At 47.3% G+C, this 20,514-nt stretch carries 19 protein-coding genes; 14 read left to right on the forward strand and 5 right to left on the reverse strand.

Features of this window, described 5'->3' with window-relative positions; translation table 11 throughout:
- Positions 1-872: 872 nt before the first annotated feature.
- Positions 873-1,187, reverse strand: coding sequence for a DUF3301 domain-containing protein (locus AC2204_RS17135; protein ID WP_318926894.1), 315 nt, complete (start codon positions 1,185-1,187; stop codon positions 873-875).
- Positions 1,188-1,231: 44 nt separating this feature from the next.
- Positions 1,232-2,272, reverse strand: a complete 1,041-nt coding sequence (locus AC2204_RS17140; RefSeq protein ID WP_318926932.1) for a DUF3549 family protein — start codon at positions 2,270-2,272, stop codon at positions 1,232-1,234.
- A 183-nt stretch (positions 2,273-2,455) separates the two neighbouring features.
- Between AC2204_RS17140 and AC2204_RS17145 the strand changes: the two genes are divergently transcribed.
- The 3 genes from AC2204_RS17145 to AC2204_RS17155 all read left to right on the forward strand — a co-directional run bounded on the left by AC2204_RS17145 (position 2,456) and on the right by AC2204_RS17155 (position 4,089).
- Positions 2,456-2,776: a YqcC family protein gene (locus AC2204_RS17145; RefSeq protein WP_318926895.1), complete on the forward strand. Its 321-nt coding sequence runs from the start codon at positions 2,456-2,458 to the stop codon at positions 2,774-2,776.
- A gap of 3 nt (positions 2,777-2,779) precedes the next feature.
- The gene (truC, locus tag AC2204_RS17150) at positions 2,780-3,517 is read left to right on the forward strand and encodes a tRNA pseudouridine(65) synthase TruC (RefSeq protein WP_318926896.1); all 738 of its coding nucleotides are present in this window, start codon (positions 2,780-2,782) and stop codon (positions 3,515-3,517) included.
- Between the two features lie 116 nt (positions 3,518-3,633).
- Positions 3,634-4,089, forward strand: coding sequence for a flavodoxin (locus AC2204_RS17155; protein ID WP_318926897.1), 456 nt, complete (start codon positions 3,634-3,636; stop codon positions 4,087-4,089).
- A 125-nt stretch (positions 4,090-4,214) separates the two neighbouring features.
- Here the strand turns inward: AC2204_RS17155 and AC2204_RS17160 are convergent, their stop codons facing one another.
- The 3 genes from AC2204_RS17160 to map all read right to left on the reverse strand — a co-directional run bounded on the left by AC2204_RS17160 (position 4,215) and on the right by map (position 8,342).
- Positions 4,215-4,595 (reverse strand): DUF3461 family protein, encoded by a 381-nt coding sequence (locus AC2204_RS17160; RefSeq protein ID WP_318926933.1) that lies wholly within the window; start codon positions 4,593-4,595, stop codon positions 4,215-4,217.
- Between the two features lie 189 nt (positions 4,596-4,784).
- Positions 4,785-7,406, reverse strand: a complete 2,622-nt coding sequence (glnD, locus tag AC2204_RS17165) for a bifunctional uridylyltransferase/uridylyl-removing protein GlnD (RefSeq protein WP_318926898.1) — start codon at positions 7,404-7,406, stop codon at positions 4,785-4,787.
- A gap of 114 nt (positions 7,407-7,520) precedes the next feature.
- Positions 7,521-8,342: a type I methionyl aminopeptidase gene (map, locus tag AC2204_RS17170; RefSeq protein ID WP_318926899.1), complete on the reverse strand. Its 822-nt coding sequence runs from the start codon at positions 8,340-8,342 to the stop codon at positions 7,521-7,523.
- Positions 8,343-8,684: 342 nt separating this feature from the next.
- Here map and rpsB point away from each other — a divergent pair, with 342 nt between their 5' ends.
- The 11 genes from rpsB (at position 8,685) to lpxD (ending at position 20,387) form a co-directional block, all read left to right on the forward strand.
- Entirely contained in the window at positions 8,685-9,413 is a 729-nt protein-coding gene (gene rpsB / locus AC2204_RS17175) for a 30S ribosomal protein S2 (protein WP_107285017.1), read from the forward strand.
- Positions 9,414-9,526: 113 nt separating this feature from the next.
- Complete coding sequence (gene tsf / locus AC2204_RS17180; RefSeq protein ID WP_318926900.1) at positions 9,527-10,372, forward strand: translation elongation factor Ts; 846 nt, start codon at positions 9,527-9,529, stop codon at positions 10,370-10,372.
- A gap of 91 nt (positions 10,373-10,463) precedes the next feature.
- Positions 10,464-11,192, forward strand: a complete 729-nt coding sequence (pyrH, locus tag AC2204_RS17185; RefSeq protein WP_107285019.1) for a UMP kinase — start codon at positions 10,464-10,466, stop codon at positions 11,190-11,192.
- An 86-nt stretch (positions 11,193-11,278) separates the two neighbouring features.
- A complete protein-coding gene (gene frr, locus AC2204_RS17190) occupies positions 11,279-11,836 on the forward strand; it encodes a ribosome recycling factor (RefSeq protein WP_318926901.1) in 558 nt (185 codons plus the stop codon).
- Between the two features lie 94 nt (positions 11,837-11,930).
- A complete protein-coding gene (uppS, locus tag AC2204_RS17195; protein WP_318926902.1) occupies positions 11,931-12,695 on the forward strand; it encodes an undecaprenyl pyrophosphate synthase in 765 nt (254 codons plus the stop codon).
- Between the two features lie 121 nt (positions 12,696-12,816).
- Complete coding sequence (locus tag AC2204_RS17200) at positions 12,817-13,665, forward strand: phosphatidate cytidylyltransferase (RefSeq protein WP_318926903.1); 849 nt, start codon at positions 12,817-12,819, stop codon at positions 13,663-13,665.
- A gap of 62 nt (positions 13,666-13,727) precedes the next feature.
- Complete coding sequence (ispC, locus tag AC2204_RS17205) at positions 13,728-14,924, forward strand: 1-deoxy-D-xylulose-5-phosphate reductoisomerase (protein WP_318926904.1); 1,197 nt, start codon at positions 13,728-13,730, stop codon at positions 14,922-14,924.
- Positions 14,921-16,276, forward strand: a complete 1,356-nt coding sequence (gene rseP / locus AC2204_RS17210) for a sigma E protease regulator RseP (protein ID WP_318926905.1) — start codon at positions 14,921-14,923, stop codon at positions 16,274-16,276. Before ispC ends, rseP begins: the two co-directional genes overlap by 4 nt.
- A gap of 37 nt (positions 16,277-16,313) precedes the next feature.
- Positions 16,314-18,734 carry an outer membrane protein assembly factor BamA gene (gene bamA / locus AC2204_RS17215; protein WP_318926906.1) on the forward strand — a complete coding sequence of 807 codons (2,421 nt, stop codon included), beginning with the start codon at positions 16,314-16,316 and terminating at the stop codon, positions 18,732-18,734.
- 18 nt (positions 18,735-18,752) lie between these two features.
- Complete coding sequence (locus AC2204_RS17220; RefSeq protein ID WP_318926907.1) at positions 18,753-19,262, forward strand: OmpH family outer membrane protein; 510 nt, start codon at positions 18,753-18,755, stop codon at positions 19,260-19,262.
- A 99-nt stretch (positions 19,263-19,361) separates the two neighbouring features.
- The gene (gene lpxD / locus AC2204_RS17225; protein ID WP_318926908.1) at positions 19,362-20,387 is read left to right on the forward strand and encodes a UDP-3-O-(3-hydroxymyristoyl)glucosamine N-acyltransferase; all 1,026 of its coding nucleotides are present in this window, start codon (positions 19,362-19,364) and stop codon (positions 20,385-20,387) included.
- The last annotated feature ends 127 nt before the right edge of the window (positions 20,388-20,514 follow it).

The raw sequence follows: 20,514 nt of genomic DNA on the forward strand, positions 1-20,514 counted from the left end.
GTCGCGCCCGTTTTTATGCGTAGAATACGCCCCCGCACAATCACACTTCTTTCGGTTGCGCATGGAATTTTCATGCTGACTATTTTATTTTTTTCAAATAAATCGCCATCTATATCGTCAAAAGGGTATTCATTGAGTTTTTAATGACCCGTAGCCTGGGAGTCATCATCTCTTTTATCTCGCATCCGTGTGAGAGATCTCTTACAAAGCTGTGGGAGATACAGGAAAAATAAACGGGCAGATCACGGACTTACATCTTCAAGTTGTTGAATACAAATAAATTAAATTGTTTTCTCTTAATGTGCACTTTTTCCTCGCCGATACAATTGTTTGCCCGAGGGTTCTTTTCTTCACGATTGCGCGTAATCTTATTGGTGTCGGAAGGAACTGACCGGAACGGAACAGGAAATAGCCAAGGATTATGGCAGTCTCAGGATGAGGCCGGTATATCAGGATGATATATCGAACATGGACTGTGAAGGGAACAACCGAAGGACCGGTTAATTAGTAAGTAGGATACTTACTGGTCAGGAAGACAAATGGACCACTTCAGGATGAAGTCAGGGACACCTCTGGGATAGAGGCATAAAGGAACACTTCAGGACGAAGTAAAGGACACCTCCAGGACGGAGAAGAGAGTCAGTACTGGATGTATTGACGGGTCGGGATTAGACCAAAGGACAACTTCAGGACGAAGAATTAAGGAATACGTCGAAGGATTACGGCGATTCAATGGAATGATGCAGGGAGCACGATAGTAGCGGGATTGCTGCAAGTAAGACCTAAGGGCGCGACGAAAGTCGCGCCCGTTCTTGTTTCTGGCCGAGTCCTGAGACGAGAAGCGAGTCCACTTCTCTGCCAGACCCCAGACTCTAAAGCCCTTCAGTTTCCGGCATACGATGCGGTGGCACATGAATGCGCATCGGTCGGAAGCCTTTCATGACCACATAACCTTGATATGCGTCATGACCATCAGCTGAAAACTCAAACAGGTACACTGTTTGCCATCCCCAGTTGCCTTTCTGATCCTTGAGCTTATGAGATCCTCTCGCGGTACTGAGTAACTGTAACCTAAGGGTGTTACAGCGCTGTTCTATAAATTTTTGGGCCAATTCAGTTTGTCTGCGCTGCTGCCAGAACAGGTAAGCGCCGAAAGTGACCAAAAGTATTGCAAGTAAGTTATCCATTTCTGAGTGGCTGTCCTTCGTGCGGCAGATGCCGATTGGTATTGTTACTGACCACGAGCATGTTGCTGAAGTTGTGTAATCGCTTCAACTAACGCCGGGTTAGCTTGGCTATGAAGCACCTGCAACATGATGCCACGCAGTAAAGGCAACATAACAAGGTCGGTAAACAGTTGGTTAAACAAGGCTTGATCTTTGGTTTCAGCTAAACGAAGCAGGAACAGGCTTGCCGTGTCAGTGTTCGCAAGGCCATTCCAGCAGCGGCCGGCTATTGCCACTAAGACTTCTGGGTGGCAAAGCACTGCTTGCTGTAACAGGTGATCTAATTGCTCTGTCAGTGTTTCACTGTTGCTGCCAGCCAGAGAGCGGATCAGTGCGGCGACTAAGAAGAGATCAGGCTCCGCCGATGCGGTTTCTGTTAGTAACCGCTCACTTAATCGCTGGCTAAGACTATCTGGAATATCACCATGCTCCAAGCAGCCGAGTAATGCATAGAGTGGTGTCATTGGCAGATTATTCACCGCTTTTCGCAGTAAAGTGCTGTTATTTTCTTGCTTCATCCGGGCACAAACATCAGCCAGACCTTGTAGACCGACACCTTGCCATTGGTCCCAGCCTAGCGCACCGCTTAAGAAGTGTTGGGCATGTTCGTAATACTGGCTTGCAGGCAGCGAAATCTGTTGACGAAGTTGGGCATGAAAAATGGCCATCTTGTCATCATTAGGCTTAAACGTGTATGGATTTTGGGCTAGTTTCTGCTGTTCTTCTTCTGTTGGTTCTGCATTCAGGGTCGCCCCCATCGCTTCGATAACATACTTGATGAAATCGCCCACCGCGGCTTGCTTTAATAAACCACGCTCATCCAATGGCAAGCGCAAGAACCAGATCCATGGGGGATTACCGTTCTGCCAAAAAGAGATGGAAAGGTGGGCATGTTGCTGCAACGGCCATGGATAAGGTTGGCGATTTTCTTCAACCGCCTTAAATTGCTCGATATCAATTTCGCTGACACGGCGACCAAGATCGAAAATCTTGTACTGACAACCGGCATTATCCAGTAACTGGGTGAGGGTATGAAATGTATCCATGGACATAGCTATCGCTCCTAAATCTGAATCGAGAGTATATCAAAGACAACAATTAACTGACTATTCAATTACGTCCATCGCATTGTCTGATTTCACCATGGTAATGGGCGATAATAGGTAACATGTTGGGGGTAGGGAGTTGAGGTGGTATCCTTGCGCGCCTATTTCTTGAAGAGCAGAATCATGGATAAATATCGTCATAGCCAGTTGTTGTTAGAAAAGCTTGAGGTTGTCATGCATGAAGCTGGCCTTTGGGAAAGTGTTGCACCAAGTCAGGCTTCGTTGGCGAGTACAGAACCGTTTGCGGTTGATATGCTAACCTGTAACCAGTGGTTACAATGGATCTTTATTCCTAAAATGACTCGGCTCGTCACGATGCAACTGCCTTTGCCGATGCATTTTGAACTTTCACCTTATGTTGAAGAAGCGATGAAGCATAATAAGGATGTTGACTCCATAATTCGTATCACAGGCGAATTAGATAACCTGTTTAAGGCTCAATAATCGATGGAATTAGAAATTCTTTTTCAGGACCAATATTTGGTCGCAGTTAATAAACCGGCAGGTATGTTGGTACACCGCTCTTGGTTAGATAGCCATGAAACGGTCTTTGTGATGCAAACACTGCGCGATCAGCTAGGTCAGCATGTTTTTCCGTTACATCGATTAGACCGCCCGACTTCGGGGGTACTGCTGTTTGGTTTATCCCGTGAAATTGCCGCGTTAATGATGCCGAAATTTGCCGGACGAGAGATCCATAAAACCTATCATGCTGTCGTGCGCGGTTGGATCAAGGAAGCCGCGGTATTGGACTACCCTCTAAAGAAAGATCTGGATAAGATCGCGGACAAAAATGCGGTTGAAGAGCAAGAAGCCCAAGAGGCGGTAACGGCATACCAACCGTTGGCCACTGTCGAAACGGATATTCCGGTAGGGCGCTATGCCACAAGCCGGTATTGTCTGGTAGAAATGAAGCCGGAGACAGGGCGTAAGCATCAGCTGCGTCGCCATATGCACCATTTAAGCCACCATATTATCGGTGATGTCAATCATGGTGATGGTCGCCATAACCGTATGTTCCGTGAAAATTATCAATGCCATCGTCTGATGCTGCATGCATCACGGCTGCAGTTTGACCATCCTGTAACTGGTCAAGAGATTGATATTCAAGCTGATGTTGATGAAACATGGCTACGTGTTATGGCTGCGTTTGGTTGGCCTGCAGACTTATTAACAAGTCAATAATAAAGCGGTGATCGGCTGTTTTAATGAGGTAGCTCCCGTTCTGAGGAGGGGGATTTGCATCTTGTGCCATCAATAGCCAAATTTAAGGAACCGGCAGCAAGGGAGGCGAGAAAAAGATGGCAAAAGTTGGCGTATTTGTAGGTTCAGTCTTTGGTGGCGCAGAAGATGTCGCGCAAGAGGTGGTGGAGACGTTGACCGCAAAGGGTCATGTCGTTCAACTCTATTTAGAGCCTCTGCTCACCGACTTCCTTGAATATCAAAATGATGTGGTTTTGATTGTAACTTCAACCACCGGGCTGGGGGAACTACCGGATAATATCCTGCCGCTTTATTTTGCACTCAATGATCAGTTTCCCTTATTGCCCAACCTTCGCTATGGGGTGATTTCAATGGGGGATTCCAGCTATGGTGAAGAGCGCTATTGCGGGGCCGGGCGGCAATTTGATTATCTGTTACAGCAGTTGCAAGCCTCCCCGCTCGCAGAGCGGCTGGACATCGACGCCTGTGTGAATTTTGATGCGCTGGAAGTGACACGGCCTTGGTTGAGTGGCTTTATCACACAACTGGTGTAATCGGCCTTTGGTAGGCATTTCTGCTGATTAAAGAGCAGGAATGCCTTGACGCTTACACCCACCGATAGTCGATATCTGCTCTCTTTCATTCACGCCGAATATTCCGCCTATTATGGTGTCCGACGTTATTTCAGTTTGTCTAAATCCGCTTCTATTTCAGCAATCTTATGGCTGACCACCTGTTCTAAGTGGCGTAAGTCGCTGAGAATTTTCTTTTTAATGTCTACATCTTTGGGTTTTCTTTTGGTGATTTGATCGAGCTCATCAATAATGTGGGTAAGCGTACGATTGATTTCGGTAATTTCTTTGTATTCGCGATTACCACTGTTTACGACGACAGATTTGCGCTGACGCGGGAATTTAAACTTCACGCTTTTGGCAAACAATTCACCTTTCTGCTTGGCAAAATAGATTTTTAAAATGTCATTTGCGGCTTCCTGCCGCAGGCTGTAACGCTCAATGGTTTCCGGATGTTCGATCCCGATACTGGTGAGGTGTGGGTACATAGAGGCCTCATTCAATTGTTCTGGTTTGCCAGCAATGGCATGGCTGTACTGGTGAAGTGAATATACCGCCACTGTAGCAAGAACCAGTGATAATTTCTTGATGTGGGCGGTGAGAGTGTGGGCAAGATCGCGCATCCCCTGAGCATCAGAGATTCAGATGCTCAGGAGCTGGTTTTATACCAATCGGCATTAATCGGGTGAATCAAGCTTGGCGATGAGCGCTTCTTTCAATTGCTGCTGCTGTTCGGCTGTCAATTGAGTGCCCTGTTCATTGATCAGAATAAAGAAGTCTTCAGCCCGTTCGCCAATAGTGGTAATTTTGGCGGCCTGCAGGCTGATCTTCTGCTTGGCAAAAACGGATCCAACCCTCGCGAGTAACCCTGGCATATCTAACGCAACCAATTCCATCGTAGTTTTCTTGCCGGTTTTAGTCGGTAAGAAATCGACTCTGGTTTTTACATTAAAGTGCTGCAGCTGACGAGAAGCTCGTTTATTTTTGCGTTCCGATTTCATGTGCGTCAGGGCTTTGATCAGAGCGCGACGTATCGAGTGGTGGCGGTTTTCGCAAATGGCTTTCCCGCTCGGGTCTAACACCATAAACGTGTCGAGGGCGTAACCGTCTTTGCTATTCATGATCTGTGCATCATGGACGCTGAGGTTCTTCTTACCCAGCTCAGAAACTACAATGGCAAATAACTTCGCTTTGTCTTTGCTGTAGACAAAGACTTCGGTACCGCCCCGGGTCGCTTTTTTTCTGATCAGGACCAGGGGTTTGTCATTGTCCTTATGGGTCAGGATCGCTTCAGCATGCCAGGCTATCTGATTGTGAGTGTGGCGCAGAAAGTAATCGGCCTTAAAGCGTTGCCATAGTACTTCAATTTCCCGGGGGGCAAAGTTCTTGCTGCGTAATATTGCCGAGGCAAGCTGCTGATTATGGCGGATACGTTCACGAACATCCGGGGTGTTTTCCAGTCCGCGGCGAAGTGCTTTCTGAGTTGCATAATAGAGTTCGGAAAGCAGGGTACGCTTCCAACTGTTCCATAGATCCTGGTTGGTGGCGCAAATGTCAGCCACCGTCAGACAGATCAGGTAATCTAACCGTTCTTCATCACGGACTTCTTTAGCAAATTCGGACACCACTTCCGGATCATAGATGTCCCGGCGCTGGGCAGTGACCGACATCAGCAGATGTTGTTTAACTAACCACGCTACCAGATTTGCTTCGGGGCGGGAAAGACCATGCTGCAGACAGAAATTATACGCCTCTGTGGCACCTAATTCAGAATGATCACCACCGCGGCCTTTGGCGATATCATGGAAAATTGCCGCTAAGATCAGGCTCTCTTTTTTGATAAGCCGCGGATAGACTTCGCAGCAGATTGGGTGAAGTTGCCGATTCTCCGGATCATTGAACTTATTGAGGTTATTGAGCAGGCGAACACTGTGTTCGTCGACGGTATAGACGTGGAACAGATCAAACTGCATTTGTCCGACGATCTGGCTCCACTGCGGCAGGTAGGCGGCTAAAACACCATGGCGATGCATCAGCCGGAAGGCTTTTTGCAATGCATTAGGCTGGCGGACCAGTTCCATGAATTTTTCTCTGGCTGCTGGGATCTCAACCAAAAAACGATTTAATCGTCGGCGTGCAGTCCGTAACTGACGCAAAGTCGGTGCTGCAATACCTTCAATGTCAGAATTTTGTGCAATATGCATGAACATATCGAGAATGGTTTCCGGACGAGCCTGAAAGAGAGCAGGTTTGGTTGCCTCGATCAAATGGCCTCGAAGCTGAAAATCCTCATCAAGACTGATTGTCTCGGCGGTTTTACCGCTGTCGAGAATCGCCTGATCAAACAGCTGCAGCAGCATCTTATTGAGTTCTGACACCCGGCGCAAAGTGCGGTAGAACTCTTTCATCATCATTTCGACAGCGCGGTTTCCTTCGCCGGTGTAGCCGAGGTTTGCGGCGACTGAAGGTTGGTGGGCAAAGGTAAGGCGATTGTCATAGCGGCGCAATTCGATATGCAGGGCAAAGCGGATCCGCCATAGGGCGTCCTGGCACTCTACCAGTTCACGGTATTCAGCATCAGTCAGGAAGCCGTATCGACTCATTTCTAACAGGTTAGTGGCACCAAAATGGCGCCGTGCCACCCAGCTTAAGGTATGGATGTCACGCAGACCGCCCGGGCTGGATTTTATATCGGGCTCGAGGTTATAGGTGGTGTCATGGTAACGGGCATGACGTCTTTTTTGCTCTTTCAGCTTGGCGCGGTAAAAGTCTTCACTGGGCCAGAATTTACCGGAGTTTACTTGTTCCTGCAGACACTGGAATAGCGCTTCATTGCCACACAGCTGCCGGGCTTCAGTCAGGTTGGTTGCGACGGTAAGATCGGCAAGGCCGACTTCAACGCAGTCAGCAACGGTGCGGACACTATGGCCGATCTCCAGCCGCAAATCCCACAGGAAGGTCAGAAACTCACTGACGATTTTTCCCGTTGCTTCATCCAGCGGTTGTTCACTGAGCACGAGAATGTCAACATCAGACAAGGGGTGCAGCTCGCCTCGCCCGTACCCCCCCACGGCCACAAGGGCAAGATCCGTTTTTTGAGCAAAGCCGAAATGTTGCCACAGGCGGATCAGCAGCTGGTCGATAAATGTCGAGCGCGCATGCACCAAATCCGTGATTGGGGTATGCCGCAGAAACAGTTGCTTTTGTTGTTCAGAAAAGCGCTCGAGTGCCGTTCGCAAGTTCTCTTGCGTGAGGGATTCAGATGAAAAAGCCTGAAGAGCCGAGGAAGTGTCAGTCATCGCAGTCCGTGCCATAGAGTAAAAATGCTTGTTCTTACTATAACCGGATAACAATAAATAAAAAGCCGGCAATTTGCCGGCTTGTTTAGGGAATGACGTATTCGGTGGTCTGACTTACAGAATGCGGGGCAGGGTATCGTCTTTACGCAAGGTCAGAATTTCACAACCGGTCTCAGTGACCAGCAGGGTGTGCTCCCACTGGGCAGATTTCTTACCGTCAACGGTGTAGACCGTCCAGCCATCATTTTCATCTGAGACGCAGCCAAACTTACCGGCATTGATCATCGGTTCGATAGTGAAACACATGCCCGCTTTCAGTACGGTACGATCGTTGTTCTTGTAGTGGACAACTTGTGGCTCTTCGTGGAATTCGCTACCAATACCATGGCCGCAGTAGTCTTTGACGATAGAAAAACGGCTGTTGCCACTTTTGATGAATTTCTGAATGGCGGTGCCGATTTCACCCAGCGTGGTACCCGGCTTCACTTTTTTGATGGCCAGGTACAGGCTCTCTTGTGCCACCCGGCAAAGACGTTTGTCTTCCAGTGATACTTCACCGATTTCAAACATTTTAGAGGTATCGCCGTGGTAACCGTCTTTGATCACGGTAATGTCGATATTAAGGATATCGCCGTCTTTCAATATTGCCGGTTTGTTGTACTTTCCATTCACGTCTTCATCTTTGTCGCTAGGAATACCGTGACAAACAACGTGGTTAATTGAGGTGCAAACTGACTTAGGGAAACCGTGATAGTTCAGCGGAGCGGGAATGGCACCTTGCTCTTGAGTGATGTAATCGTGGCAGATGCGATCAAGTTCTTCTGTCGTGACCCCCGCCTTGACGTGCGGTTCGATCATTTCCAGCACATCAGCGGCCAAACGGCCTGCAACGCGCATTTTTTCAATTTCTTCAGCCGTTTTGATCTTGATGCTCATGTAATCTTCTCTATGAATGACGGTTTACTATTACGTATATGTTAACAGCGAGGGCTGAGGATGGAAACCAAGTTTCGTGACTTCGAATATATTTAGGCTGGATTTTTGATGATGAAATATGGTATAAAGCGCGCCGTAATTAGCTAATTGGGTTTCGACTCTGTTAGTTAAATTATACTTACTTTTATTAATCACTCACACATATCGGCACATGCTCCGGGGTGCCCGTCATTCTTTCGTTATGCGGCTGTTCTCTCGATGAGGCAGCGAGTTGTTTCGAACGGTGATAAAGGGTCGGTAGGATGGGATATGTGGACGCCTAACCCCATAGAGGAATATTCAATGGCAACTGTATCAATGCGCGACATGCTTAAGGCTGGTGTACACTTTGGTCACCAAACTCGTTACTGGAACCCAAAGATGAAGCCATTCATCTTCGGTGCACGTAACAAGGTACATATCATCAACCTTGAGAAAACTGTACCAATGTTCAACGAAGCACTGGCTGAAATCAACAAGATTTCTGCTCGTAAAGGTAAAGTCCTTTTCGTTGGTACTAAGCGTGCAGCCAGCGAATCAATCAAAGAAGCAGCGATCAACTGTGACCAGTACTACGTAAACAACCGTTGGTTGGGTGGTATGCTGACTAACTGGAAAACTGTTCGCCAGTCAATCAAGCGTCTGAAAGATCTGGAAGCACAGTCTTCTGACGGTACTTTCGACAAGCTAACCAAGAAAGAAGCGCTAATGCGTACTCGTGAAATGGAAAAGCTTGAGAAGTCTCTTGGTGGTATCAAGAACATGGCTGGCCTGCCAGACGCAATGTTTGTAATCGATGCTGATCACGAACATATCGCAGTTAAAGAAGCTAACAACCTGGGTATCCCAGTATTTGCAGTAGTAGATACTAACTCTAACCCAGACGGCGTTGACTTCGTTATCCCTGGTAACGATGATGCAATCCGTTCTATCCAGCTTTACACTGGTGCTGTAGCACAAACTGTTACTGAAGCTCGCAACCAAGATATCGTTGTGCAAGCTGAACAAGACGGTTTCGTAGAAGCTGAGTAATAGCCTGCTCCTTTGAGCATCTTAAGTTACCTTGTGTAAACTAAGTATGGTTAACAGGGGCCGCTAACAGGCCCCTGATTTTTATACCGAGTATTCAAACTGAGGATATAACAATGGCAACAGTTACAGCTGCCCTAGTTAAAGAACTGCGCGAACGTACTGGCGCAGGCATGATGGATTGTAAAAAAGCGCTTGTTGAAGCTAACGCTGACATCGAACTGGCGATTGAGAACATGCGTAAGAGTGGCGCTGCTAAAGCCGCTAAAAAAGCGGGTAACATCGCAGCTGAAGGCGCAATCATCATCAAAGAAGGTGAAGGTATTGCTGCAATTCTAGAAGTTAACTGTCAGACAGACTTCGTAGCTAAAGATGCTAGCTTCCTTGCGTTTGCTAACGAAGTAGCTGATTTTGCTCTTGCTGGCCGTGTTGAAGTTGCTGAACTACAAGCTAAATTTGAAGAGCAGCGTATTGCTCTTGTAGCTAAGATCGGTGAAAACATCAGCATTCGTCGTGTTGAGTTCATCGAAGGTGCTAAAATCGGTTCTTACCGTCACGGCGACCGTATCGGTGTTGTTGTTGCTTCTGATGCAGATGCAGAAACAATCAAGCAAGTTGCAATGCACATTGCGGCATCTAAGCCTGAGTTCGTAACTCCTGAAGATGTACCAGCTGACGTTGTTGCTAAAGAAAAGCAAATCCAGATCGATATCGCAATCCAATCTGGCAAGCCAGCTGAAATCGCAGAGAAAATGGTTGTTGGCCGCATGAAGAAATTCACCGGCGAAGTTTCTCTGACAGGCCAGGCATTCATCATGGATCCTGCTCAGACTGTTGGTCAAATGCTGAAAGAAAAAGGCGCTACAGTAACTAACTTCATCCGTTTTGAAGTTGGCGAAGGTATCGAGAAAGCTCAAGAAATGAGCTTTGCAGAAGAAGTAGCAGCTGTTCAGAAGGGTTAATCCTTCGCATAAGAACTCCAAAGACCGTAGCCTAGGCTGCGGTCTTTTTACAACTCCATATCTCTTTAGTTAAGCCTGGAAGGTAATACGCATGACCACAAACCCTAAACCGACTTATCAACGCATTTTGCTCAAACTTAGTGGTGAAGCACTACAGGGCAACGAAGGTTTTGGCATTGACGCACAAGTTCTTGACCGTATGGCTCAGGAAATCAAAGAGCTCGTTGAATTAGGCGTGCAGGTAGGCCTTGTTATTGGTGGTGGTAACTTGTTCCGTGGTGCGGGTCTTGCAGAAGCGGGTATGAACCGAGTTGTGGGCGACCACATGGGTATGCTGGCCACAGTTATGAATGGTTTGGCAATGCGTGATGCATTGCATCGTGCCTATGTGAACGCTCGAGTCATGTCAGCTATCCCACTTAATGGTGTATGCGACAGCTATAACTGGGCAGAAGCGATCAGCCAGCTGCGTCAGGGCCGTGTCGTGATTTTCGCTGCCGGTACCGGTAATCCTTTCTTTACGACAGACTCAGCTGCATGCCTTCGCGGTATTGAAATTGAAGCAGAAGTTGTATTGAAAGCAACGAAAGTTGAGGGCGTTTACACTGATGATCCAGTTAAAAACCCAGATGCTGTTCTTTGTGATAAGCTTGGCTATAACGATGTTCTTGAAAAAGAACTAAAAGTAATGGACTTAGCTGCATTTACACTGGCCCGTGACCACAATATGCCTATTCGTGTATTCAACATGACTAAGCCAGGTGCACTTCGCCGAGTGGTGATGGGCGAGCAAGAAGGCACATTGATTTCTAATAGCTAGGTTTCTAACGACTAAGATTTCTAACGACTAATTCAGGATGGGGCGGTTTCGCCTCTACTTTGACCGAATAATCAAGGGAACTAATTGTGATTAACGAAATTCAAAAAGATGCACAAGAACGCATGCAAAAAAGCGTTGAAGCGCTAAAAAATCAACTGGCTAAAGTGCGTACTGGTCGTGCACACCCAAGCTTGCTTGATACAATTTACGTAGAATACTACGGTGCCAATACACCGCTTAAGCAACTGGCAAACGTTGTTGCTGAAGATTCACGTACATTATCCATCACGGTATTTGATCGTGAACTGGCGCCTAAAGTCGAAAAAGCGATCATGATGTCTGACTTGGGCCTGAACCCAATGTCTGCTGGTACGACGATTCGTGTTCCTCTTCCTCCGCTGACAGAAGAGCGCCGTCGTGATCTGGTTAAGATCGTACGCAAGGAAGCAGAGCAGGGGCGTGTTGCGATTCGTAATATCCGTCGTGATGCGAATGCTGACATTAAAGCGCTGCTCAAAGACAAAGAGATTTCTGAAGATGATGACCGTCGTTCTCAAGACGAAATTCAGAAACTGACAGACGCAGCCGTTAAGAATATTGACGCGGTGCTTGAAGCGAAAGAAAAAGAGCTGATGGAAGTTTAAGACGCTGACGTCAGTCCTAGCGGCATAAAAATTAGCTTTATGAGACTTAAAGCGCTGTGCGTGCAGTACGGCGCTTTTTTTTTGAGGGAAATGTATGGCACAGCATCCAATCGAAACTGCACTTTCAGTGGACTGTTTACCGAAGCACGTTGCCGTCATTATGGATGGCAATGGTCGGTGGGCAAAAGCGAAGGGTAAGACTCGAGTGTTTGGCCATAAGGCTGGTGTTGATGCGGTACGTAAAACCGTTTCCACGGCTAATCGCCTAGGTGTCAAAGCTCTGACTTTATTTGCTTTTAGCAGTGAGAACTGGCGTCGACCAGAAGACGAAGTGTCATTGTTGATGCAGCTATTTATGACCGTGTTAGGTCGTGAAGTTAAACGGCTGCACAAGAACAACATTCAGTTACGTGTCATCGGTGATAAAAGTCGATTCAGCCGTCGTCTGCAAGACAAGATACTCGCGTCAGAAACCTTAACGGCAAGCAATACCGGCTTGGTGTTGAATATTGCGGCTAACTATGGCGGCCAGTGGGATATCTTGCAAGCGACTAAACGGTTGGCGCAGCAAGTTGCCGAACATAACCTGACGGTTGAAGATATTACAGAAGAGATGATGGCTGCTGGTATGTCGACAGCCGATCTGCCAGATGTCGATCTTATGATCCGTACCAGTGGCGAATGCCGAATTAGTAATTTTATGTTATGGCAAGCGGCTTATGCGGAGTTGTATTTTACAGAGCAGCTCTGGCCGGATTTCGATGAAGATAGCTTTGCCAATGCCATCGCATGGTTCGTGAGCCGCGAGCGCCGTTTTGGCTGCACGGGTGAGCAGATTCAAGCATTATTACAAGAATAACCATTATTCAGCAAAATGTGTTTTTTATCATAAAGCGCATTGATTAAGGTAGCTGCAGGTTGAACAGCTACAAGCAGGCTGAAATAGTGATAAAACAAATGATAAAACGAGAGGACGCAGCTTGTTAAAGCAACGTATTTTTACCGCCTTAATCCTCGCGCCGTTGGTGATTGCAGGGATATTTCTACTACCTTTCCCGGCCTTTGTAATTGCTTTAGCGGCAATTACCATGATCGGTTTTTGGGAATGGACACAATTTGTTGACGCTAAATCGCGTATGGCTGCCATGATAGTGCCTGCGATTACTCTCTGTTTGAGTTTAGTGACAATACCGTCTGACGTTACTTCACTATCAATATTATCCGAGTCACACCATATCATGTTAGTGGTGGGCGGTGTTTGGTGGTTAATTGCATCTACTTTAGCAATAACGTACCCGTCGAGTGCCAAACTTTGGGTAAAAGCTTCTTCTTTAAAATACATTTTTGGCTTGCTTACCTTAATCCCCTTTTTCTGGGGTATCTTGATGCTCCGCGCCGTTCACTATGTTGAAAGCCCATACCATGGCGCAAAATTAGTGTTGTTAGTTTGCTGTCTGGTTTGGGCCGCCGATTCTGGTGCATACTTCTCAGGTAAGCGTTTCGGTAAACATAAAATGGCCCCCGCAGTTAGCCCGAATAAAACCATTGAAGGTCTAATCGGTGGTGCTGCACTGGCTCTGTTAGTTACATGGGGCGGGGCTGCACTGATGGACATTCCGTTTTCCAGCCTGGGTGGATTGTTTGCTATTGCCATCATTACGGTTATCGCTTCTGTGCTAGGTGATTTGGTCGAGAGTATGTTTAAGCGTGCCTCAGGTATTAAGGATAGTGGTAATCTCTTGCCGGGTCATGGTGGTATTCTTGATCGTATCGACAGCCTGACGGCAGCCCTTCCTGTTTTTGCTTTATTGTATCTTTGGTTACTATAAGCAATGTCATATAGTAGGCAGCTGTTTTCTGGCTGCCCTTCATAGCTGAATTAAGTGATTTTATGCGTAAGTTAACGATTCTTGGTGCTACGGGGTCAATCGGAAGCAGTACGCTGGCCGTCGCAGCACAAAACCCAGATTTATTTGATGTCGTTGCGTTGGCCGCAGGCTCAAACAGCCAGAAAATGTTTGAGTTGTGCTGTACCTGGAAGCCAAAGTATGCCGCGATGGCGTCGTCGCAAGCGGCAGCAGAATTGTCAGAATTACTTAAGCAGCATGGTCTTGATACAGAGGTCTTTACTGGTGACGATGGCCTGTGTAAAGTCGCCGCGCTTGACGAAGTGGATACCGTCATGGCCGCGATTGTCGGTGCTGCGGGCTTGCTGCCGACAATGTCGGGAGTCAGGGCGGGCAAGCGTATTTTGCTGGCCAACAAGGAAGCCCTGGTGATGTCGGGACAGATGTTCATTGATGCCTGTGAGCACTCCGGCGCTGAATTGTTGCCGGTTGATAGCGAGCATAATGCAATCTTCCAGTGTCTACCGGCTGAAATACAGCAAGCGATGGGGCGTTGCGATCTGGACAAGCACGGTATCAGCAAAATTTTATTAACCGGCTCCGGCGGACCTTTCCGCTATACTGAGGTGGCCGAATTATCAGCGGTGACACCGGAGATGGCAATAGCCCACCCTAATTGGTCCATGGGGCCAAAAATCTCTGTCGATTCCGCCACCATGATGAACAAAGGGCTGGAGTACATAGAAGCCCGCTGGTTGTTCAATGCGTCCCGTGAGCAACTGCAAGTGATTATTCATCCGCAATCTGTTATTCATTCTATGGTGCAGTATAAGGATGGCTCAGTATTGGCCCAGATGGGGTTGCCTGATATGCAAACCCCGATTGCTTGTGCAATGTCCTATCCTGAAAGGGTCGATGCGGGAGTCGCACCACTGGATTTTAGCAAGGTCGGTGAGTTTACCTTCCTGCAACCGGACTATGCCCGATATCCATGCCTGAAGCTGGCGATAGATGCCTGTTACGAAGGTCAGGCGGCAACAACCGCGTTGAATGCAGCGAATGAAGTCGCGGTCGCGGCATTTTTGAATAAGCAAATTAGCTTTACCGATATTGCCCGTATTAATGCGCATGTTCTCGAGTCAGCTCAAATGACAGTACCGACTGACTTGGAAAGCGTGATTGAGCTAGATAAGATGGCCCGAATTTTGGCTCGTAAAGTGATTCATAAGGTATCAGTATGATGGACGTTTTGTGGAACCTTGGTGCATTTCTACTTGCATTAGGTATTTTGATTGCCGCTCACGAGTTCGGTCACTTTTGGGTCGCCCGCCGATGCGGTGTTTACATTGAGCGCTTTTCTATTGGCTTTGGTAAAGCGCTGTGGCGCAAAGTGGGTAAAGACGGCACGGAATATACCCTGGCCATGATCCCGCTAGGGGGGTATGTCAAGATGCTTGATGGGCGCGTCGATGAGGTGCCTGAGCACAGACAACATTTAGCCTTCAATAACAAAACGTTGTGGCAGCGCAGTGCTATTGTTGCTGCCGGCCCGGTCGCCAATTTTATTTTTGCCATCGTTGCTTATTGGATTGTCTACCTGATTGGGGTGCCCGCTGTGCGTCCGGTTATCGGAGAGGTTGCCCCACAGTCGATTGCAGCAGAAGCAGGAATTCGCTCCGGAATGGAACTTAAATCCATTTCAGGAATCAAAACCGCTGATTGGGAATCTGCCAATATGGCAATGATTTCTAATATCGGTGATAAAGAAATGGTTATCACGGTGACTGAACCCGATGCCAGGTATGATGTTCAGCGTACTTTAGATCTGACTGGGTGGTCTTTTGATCCTGAAAGTGAGCGGGTACTGACAACCTTAGGGATCACACCCTACTCACCGCCAATTACCCTTTCTATCTCACAACTTGTTGATGATGGAGCAGCAATTGCTGCCGGTTTAAGGTTAAATGATAAGATTGTTGCCATCGATAATACGCCGATTGTGAAATGGGATGAGGTTGTCGAGGCTGTGCGTTCAAAACCGGATCAATCTATGCTGGTTGAAGTCGAGCGTGAGGGGGAGCGCGTTACGCTGACCCTTATCCCGGCAGTAAAAAAACTGGCTAATGGCGATATAATTGGTTATGCAGGCTTTGCACCGAAGATGGAAGCCTGGCCAGAATCATATCAGATCAATTTGCAGTTTGGCCCGTTAGAAGCAGTAAGCAAAGCCGTTGAGAAAACCTGGCAACTGACCACCTTAACCTTTGATATGGTTGGTAAGCTGGTGACGGGTGATATTGCAATTAAGAATTTAAGTGGCCCAATATCGATTGCCAAAGGCGCAGGGATGACAGCCGATTACGGGATGGTCTATTTCCTTGGCTTTTTGGCTTTGATAAGTGTCAACTTGGGCATCGTTAACTTGTTACCGCTTCCCGTGTTAGACGGCGGACATTTGCTGTTTTTTGCAATTGAAGCGATAACACGTCGTCCTGTTTCCGAACGAGTTCAGGATATTGGCTATAGAGTGGGATCAGCCATTTTGGTTGCGTTAATGGCCGTTGCGCTATTCAATGATTTTACCCGCCTTTAATAAATGCGTTTTTTAGCAAGGAATAATTAGAACAGTAATGGCGATAAAAAATCTGTTGGCCGCATCACTTTTGCTTGGTAGCAGTGTTGCGCAGAGCGCGGAACAATTTGTAGTTGATGATATTCGCTTTGAAGGCCTTCAGCGTGTCACATTAGGTGCAGCATTGTTAAAAATGCCAGTCCGTGTAGGTGATAGCGTTGATGACCGGGATGTGGCAGAAATTATTCAGGCTCTTTTTGCTTCCGGTAATTTTGAAGATATAAAAGTCTTTCGTGATGGAAATGCGATTTTAATTAACGTATTAGAGCGCCCGACTATTGCCAATATTACATTTTCCGGTAACAAAGCAATTAAGGACGAGCAGCTCACTGAAAACTTAGACGCGTCTAACCTTCGGATGGGTGAAGCGCTCGATCGGACCACGCTAAGTAAGATAGAGAAAGGCTTAGAAGATTTCTATTATAGCGTTGGTAAATATAATGCCAGCGTAAAAGCGGTTGTCACTCCGCTGCCTCGTAACCGCGCAGACTTGAAGTTTGTGTTTACCGAAGGCGTTTCAGCCCAGATCCAGCAAATTAATGTCATTGGTAATGAAGTCTTTAGCGATGATGAGCTGAAAGGCAAATTTAACCTTCAGGCAGAAGTGCCGTGGTGGAATTTTCTTGCGGATGAAAAGTACCAGAAGCAGGTATTGGCTGGAGACTTGGAAGCGCTTCGTTCGCAGTATCTGAATAACGGCTATCTGAAATATAAATTAGAATCGACTCAGGTTGCTATTTCACCGGATAAGAAAGGCGTTTATATCACCCTCAAAATCAATGAAGGTGATCAGTATCGCATTAAAGGTGTGAAATTCCGAGGCGAACTGGTTGATCGCGACAGTGAATTCGACAAGCTGGTGACGTTTAAGTCTAGTGATATTTATAACGGCGCTCAGGTAACAGCACTGGAAGAAGCGGTAAAGCGTAAGCTGGGTGAGTCGGGTTATGCCTACCCGCAAGTGACTACGATCCCTGACTTTGATGACGAGAACAAGCAAGTGTCACTGCTGGTGAACGTTGAGCCGGGTAAACGTATCTACGTACGTAATATTCAGTTCTCTGGCAACACATCGACCAAAGACGAAGTGCTGCGTCGTGAAATGCGTCAGATGGAAGGTAGCTGGCTGAACTCTAAATCGGTCGAGCGCGGTAAAGATCGTCTGAACCGAACCGGTTTTTTCGAAACGGTCGACGTACAAACCGTTCGTGTTCCGGGCTCGGAAGATCAGGTCGATGTAAAATACGTCGTGAAAGAATCGAATGCCGGCAGTATTAACTTCGGTGTTGGTTTTGGTACGGAATCGGGTATCAGCTTCCAGGCCGGTATTCAGCAGGATAACTTCTTGGGTACCGGTAATCGTTTTGGCATTAATGCCATGATGAACGATTACCAGAAAAACGTTAGCCTGGAGTATCGTGACCCATACTTCACCCTTGATGGAGTGAGCTTAGGCGGTAAAATTTACTACAACGAGTTTGAAGCCTCTGATGCCAACATTTCGGACTATACCAACCAGAGTTATGGTACCAGCCTGACCTGGGGGTTCCCGTTTGATGAGCTGAACTTTTTCGAATTTGGCCTGGGCTATGATCACAACAAGATCTCGAACACCCAAGAATACTACCAGATCGAAAAGTTTAAGAAGATCCATGATTTCGATCGTGGTGACAACATTATCGAACTGGATGATTTCGACTGGTCAGTCTCCTGGACGCGTAACAACCTGAACCGGGGGTACTTCCCTACGGCAGGTAACCATCAGCGGGCGTCGTTCCGAATGACCGTTCCCGGATCTGATGCGCAGTATTTCAAGACTCAGTATGATATACGCCAGTACTTTGCGTTAAATAAAGGGCATGATTTCAGCCTGTTATTGCGCGGTCGCTTAGGTTACGGTAACGGCTACGGCAGCACTGATAACGGTAGTGATCATCTGCTGCCATTTTATGAGAACTTCTACGCGGGTGGTTTCACTACCTTGCGCGGCTTCCGATCGAATACGGTGGGGCCGAAAGCCGTTTATGTCGAGGGCTGTAGTACCGGTAGTTCGATTGGTGGCAACAATAACTGTGCGACGGGGACGGATGATGCGGCCGGTGGTAATGCAGTTGCGCTAGCCAGTGTTGAACTGATTGTACCGACCCCGTTTGCCTCAGACGAAGTGCGCAACCAGATCCGGACCAGTGTGTTTGTTGATGCCGGTACCGTCTGGGATTCCGAGTATGATTTAAAAGACGACGACGGCACGTTTTTGCATGACTACTCTGACCCGTCATTAATTCGTGCGTCATATGGTGCGGCACTGCAGTGGATGTCCCCAATGGGACCACTCGTATTCTCGATTGCTCGTCCGCTCAAGAAATACGACGGTGATGATGAAGAGTTCTTCACATTCACTATTGGACGAACATTCTAATTTTTAAGGAGAAGCCTTTTGAAACAGTGGATTAAAGCGGCAAGTCTTAGCTTGGTTATTCTTTCATCATCGATGTATGCTCATGCAGCAGAAACAGCCCAGAAAGTGGGCTATGTTGCAACGGGTCAGGCGATGGCTCAGCTTGCTAAGCGCTACAATGTGTCTGAGAAACTACGTCAAGAGTTTAAAGATCGCATTGATGAGCTTCGCGGTCTGGAAGGAAGCATGAAGACGAAAGTTGAAAAAATGAAGCGTGACGGCGAACTAATGAGTGCGAGTGATCGCACTAAGATCCAGCGTGAATTAGCGTCTTTAGATTCAGATTACAAACTGAAGGCGAAAGCACTGCAGGAAGATCAGCGTCGTCGTAGCCAAGAAGAAGAGCAGAAACTGATCATGAAAATTCGCCAGGCTATTCAGACGGTAGCGAAGACAGAAGGCTACGATCTGGTCGTCGACGCGCAAGCTGTACTTTATGCAAACCCTGAAGATGACCTGTCTGAGAAGGTCATTTCTGCAGTAAAATAAACGATGTATTATCTAACGGCCGCTTTGCCTGCAGGTAGGCGGTTGTTTGGCACCACGGCCACTTTGGGTGGCCGCAGTTACAAAAGAATAAGGTAAATAATGGCTGGTATTACTCTTGCTGAATTAGCAGATAAACTGGGAGCAGAGCTGCATGGCGACGGTTCTGTTGAGATTCAATCGATTGCCGGCATGGAAACAGCAGGGGACGGACAAATCACGTTCTTGTCTGCCAGTAAGTACCGTAAACACCTACCAGAGTGTCAAGCGTCTGCAGTGATGTTGAAAGAAGCGGATTTGTCTTACTTTGAAGGCAATGCGTTGGTACTGAATGATCCTTACCTGGGTTATGCCTTGGTGGCGCAATTATTGGATACAACCCCAGCATCTGCTGTGAGCATTGCACCTTCTGCGTACGTGGCAGACGATGCAATCATCGGTGAAGGCGTTGCCATCGGTCATAATGCCGTGATTGAATCAGGCGTAAAAATCGGGGCAAACACTCAGATTGGTGCGGGTTGCTTTATCGGTAAAAATGCAAAAATCGGTGCTGACAGCAAGCTATGGGCAAACGTGACCATTTACCATGATGTGGTATTGGGTTCACAGTGTTTAGTGCAATCGAGCACTGTTATTGGTGCTGATGGTTTTGGTTATGCGAATGACAAAGGCGAGTGGGTGAAGATCCCGCAGTTGGGCTCTGTTCGTATCGGTAACCGTGTGGAAATCGGTGCGTGTACGACGATTGACCGTGGTGCGCTGGATGACACGATTATCGAAGACAATGTCATCATCGACAACCAAATACAGATCGCCCATAACGTGCAGGTCGGATATGGTTCGGCCATGGCTGGTGGTACTGTTGTCGCAGGCAGTACTAAAATTGGTAAATACTGTATTATCGGCGGTGCATCTGTACTGAACGGTCATATAGAGATCGCAGATGGCGTGACGATTACCGGTATGGGCATGGTGATGCGCAGCATTGAAGAGAAAGGTATGTTTTCTTCAGGTATCCCCTTACAGCCGAACAAAGAATGGCGTAAAACCGCTGCGCGTGTCATGAAGATTGACGAGATGAATAAACGTCTTAAATCCGTTGAAAAAAAACTGGATGAGAGCAACTAAGTAATCTTCAGTAGAGCCCGCTGAACAGGCCTGCGCATGCGTAGGCCGTTTTGCGTTTAACCTGTACGGTATTTTAAATAATTTTCCATAGGCGCAAAGCCGTCTTTTTTTGAACAGGACTTTAGTT

This window comes from Photobacterium sp., assembly GCF_057456235.1.

Coding starts and splice junctions, on each gene's coding strand:
- rseP (WP_318926905.1), top strand. CDS start 14,921: ATGATGGACGTTTTGTGGAACCTTGGTGCATTTCTACTTGCATTAGGT.
- glnD (WP_318926898.1), bottom strand. CDS start 7,406: ATGACTGACACTTCCTCGGCTCTTCAGGCTTTTTCATCTGAATCCCTC.
- truC (WP_318926896.1), top strand. CDS start 2,780: ATGGAATTAGAAATTCTTTTTCAGGACCAATATTTGGTCGCAGTTAAT.
- rpsB (WP_107285017.1), top strand. CDS start 8,685: ATGGCAACTGTATCAATGCGCGACATGCTTAAGGCTGGTGTACACTTT.
- lpxD (WP_318926908.1), top strand. CDS start 19,362: ATGGCTGGTATTACTCTTGCTGAATTAGCAGATAAACTGGGAGCAGAG.
- pyrH (WP_107285019.1), top strand. CDS start 10,464: ATGACCACAAACCCTAAACCGACTTATCAACGCATTTTGCTCAAACTT.
- ispC (WP_318926904.1), top strand. CDS start 13,728: ATGCGTAAGTTAACGATTCTTGGTGCTACGGGGTCAATCGGAAGCAGT.
- AC2204_RS17140 (WP_318926932.1), bottom strand. CDS start 2,272: ATGGATACATTTCATACCCTCACCCAGTTACTGGATAATGCCGGTTGT.
- map (WP_318926899.1), bottom strand. CDS start 8,342: ATGAGCATCAAGATCAAAACGGCTGAAGAAATTGAAAAAATGCGCGTT.
- AC2204_RS17155 (WP_318926897.1), top strand. CDS start 3,634: ATGGCAAAAGTTGGCGTATTTGTAGGTTCAGTCTTTGGTGGCGCAGAA.
- uppS (WP_318926902.1), top strand. CDS start 11,931: ATGGCACAGCATCCAATCGAAACTGCACTTTCAGTGGACTGTTTACCG.
- AC2204_RS17145 (WP_318926895.1), top strand. CDS start 2,456: ATGGATAAATATCGTCATAGCCAGTTGTTGTTAGAAAAGCTTGAGGTT.
- tsf (WP_318926900.1), top strand. CDS start 9,527: ATGGCAACAGTTACAGCTGCCCTAGTTAAAGAACTGCGCGAACGTACT.
- AC2204_RS17135 (WP_318926894.1), bottom strand. CDS start 1,187: ATGGATAACTTACTTGCAATACTTTTGGTCACTTTCGGCGCTTACCTG.
- AC2204_RS17160 (WP_318926933.1), bottom strand. CDS start 4,595: ATGTACCCACACCTCACCAGTATCGGGATCGAACATCCGGAAACCATT.
- bamA (WP_318926906.1), top strand. CDS start 16,314: ATGGCGATAAAAAATCTGTTGGCCGCATCACTTTTGCTTGGTAGCAGT.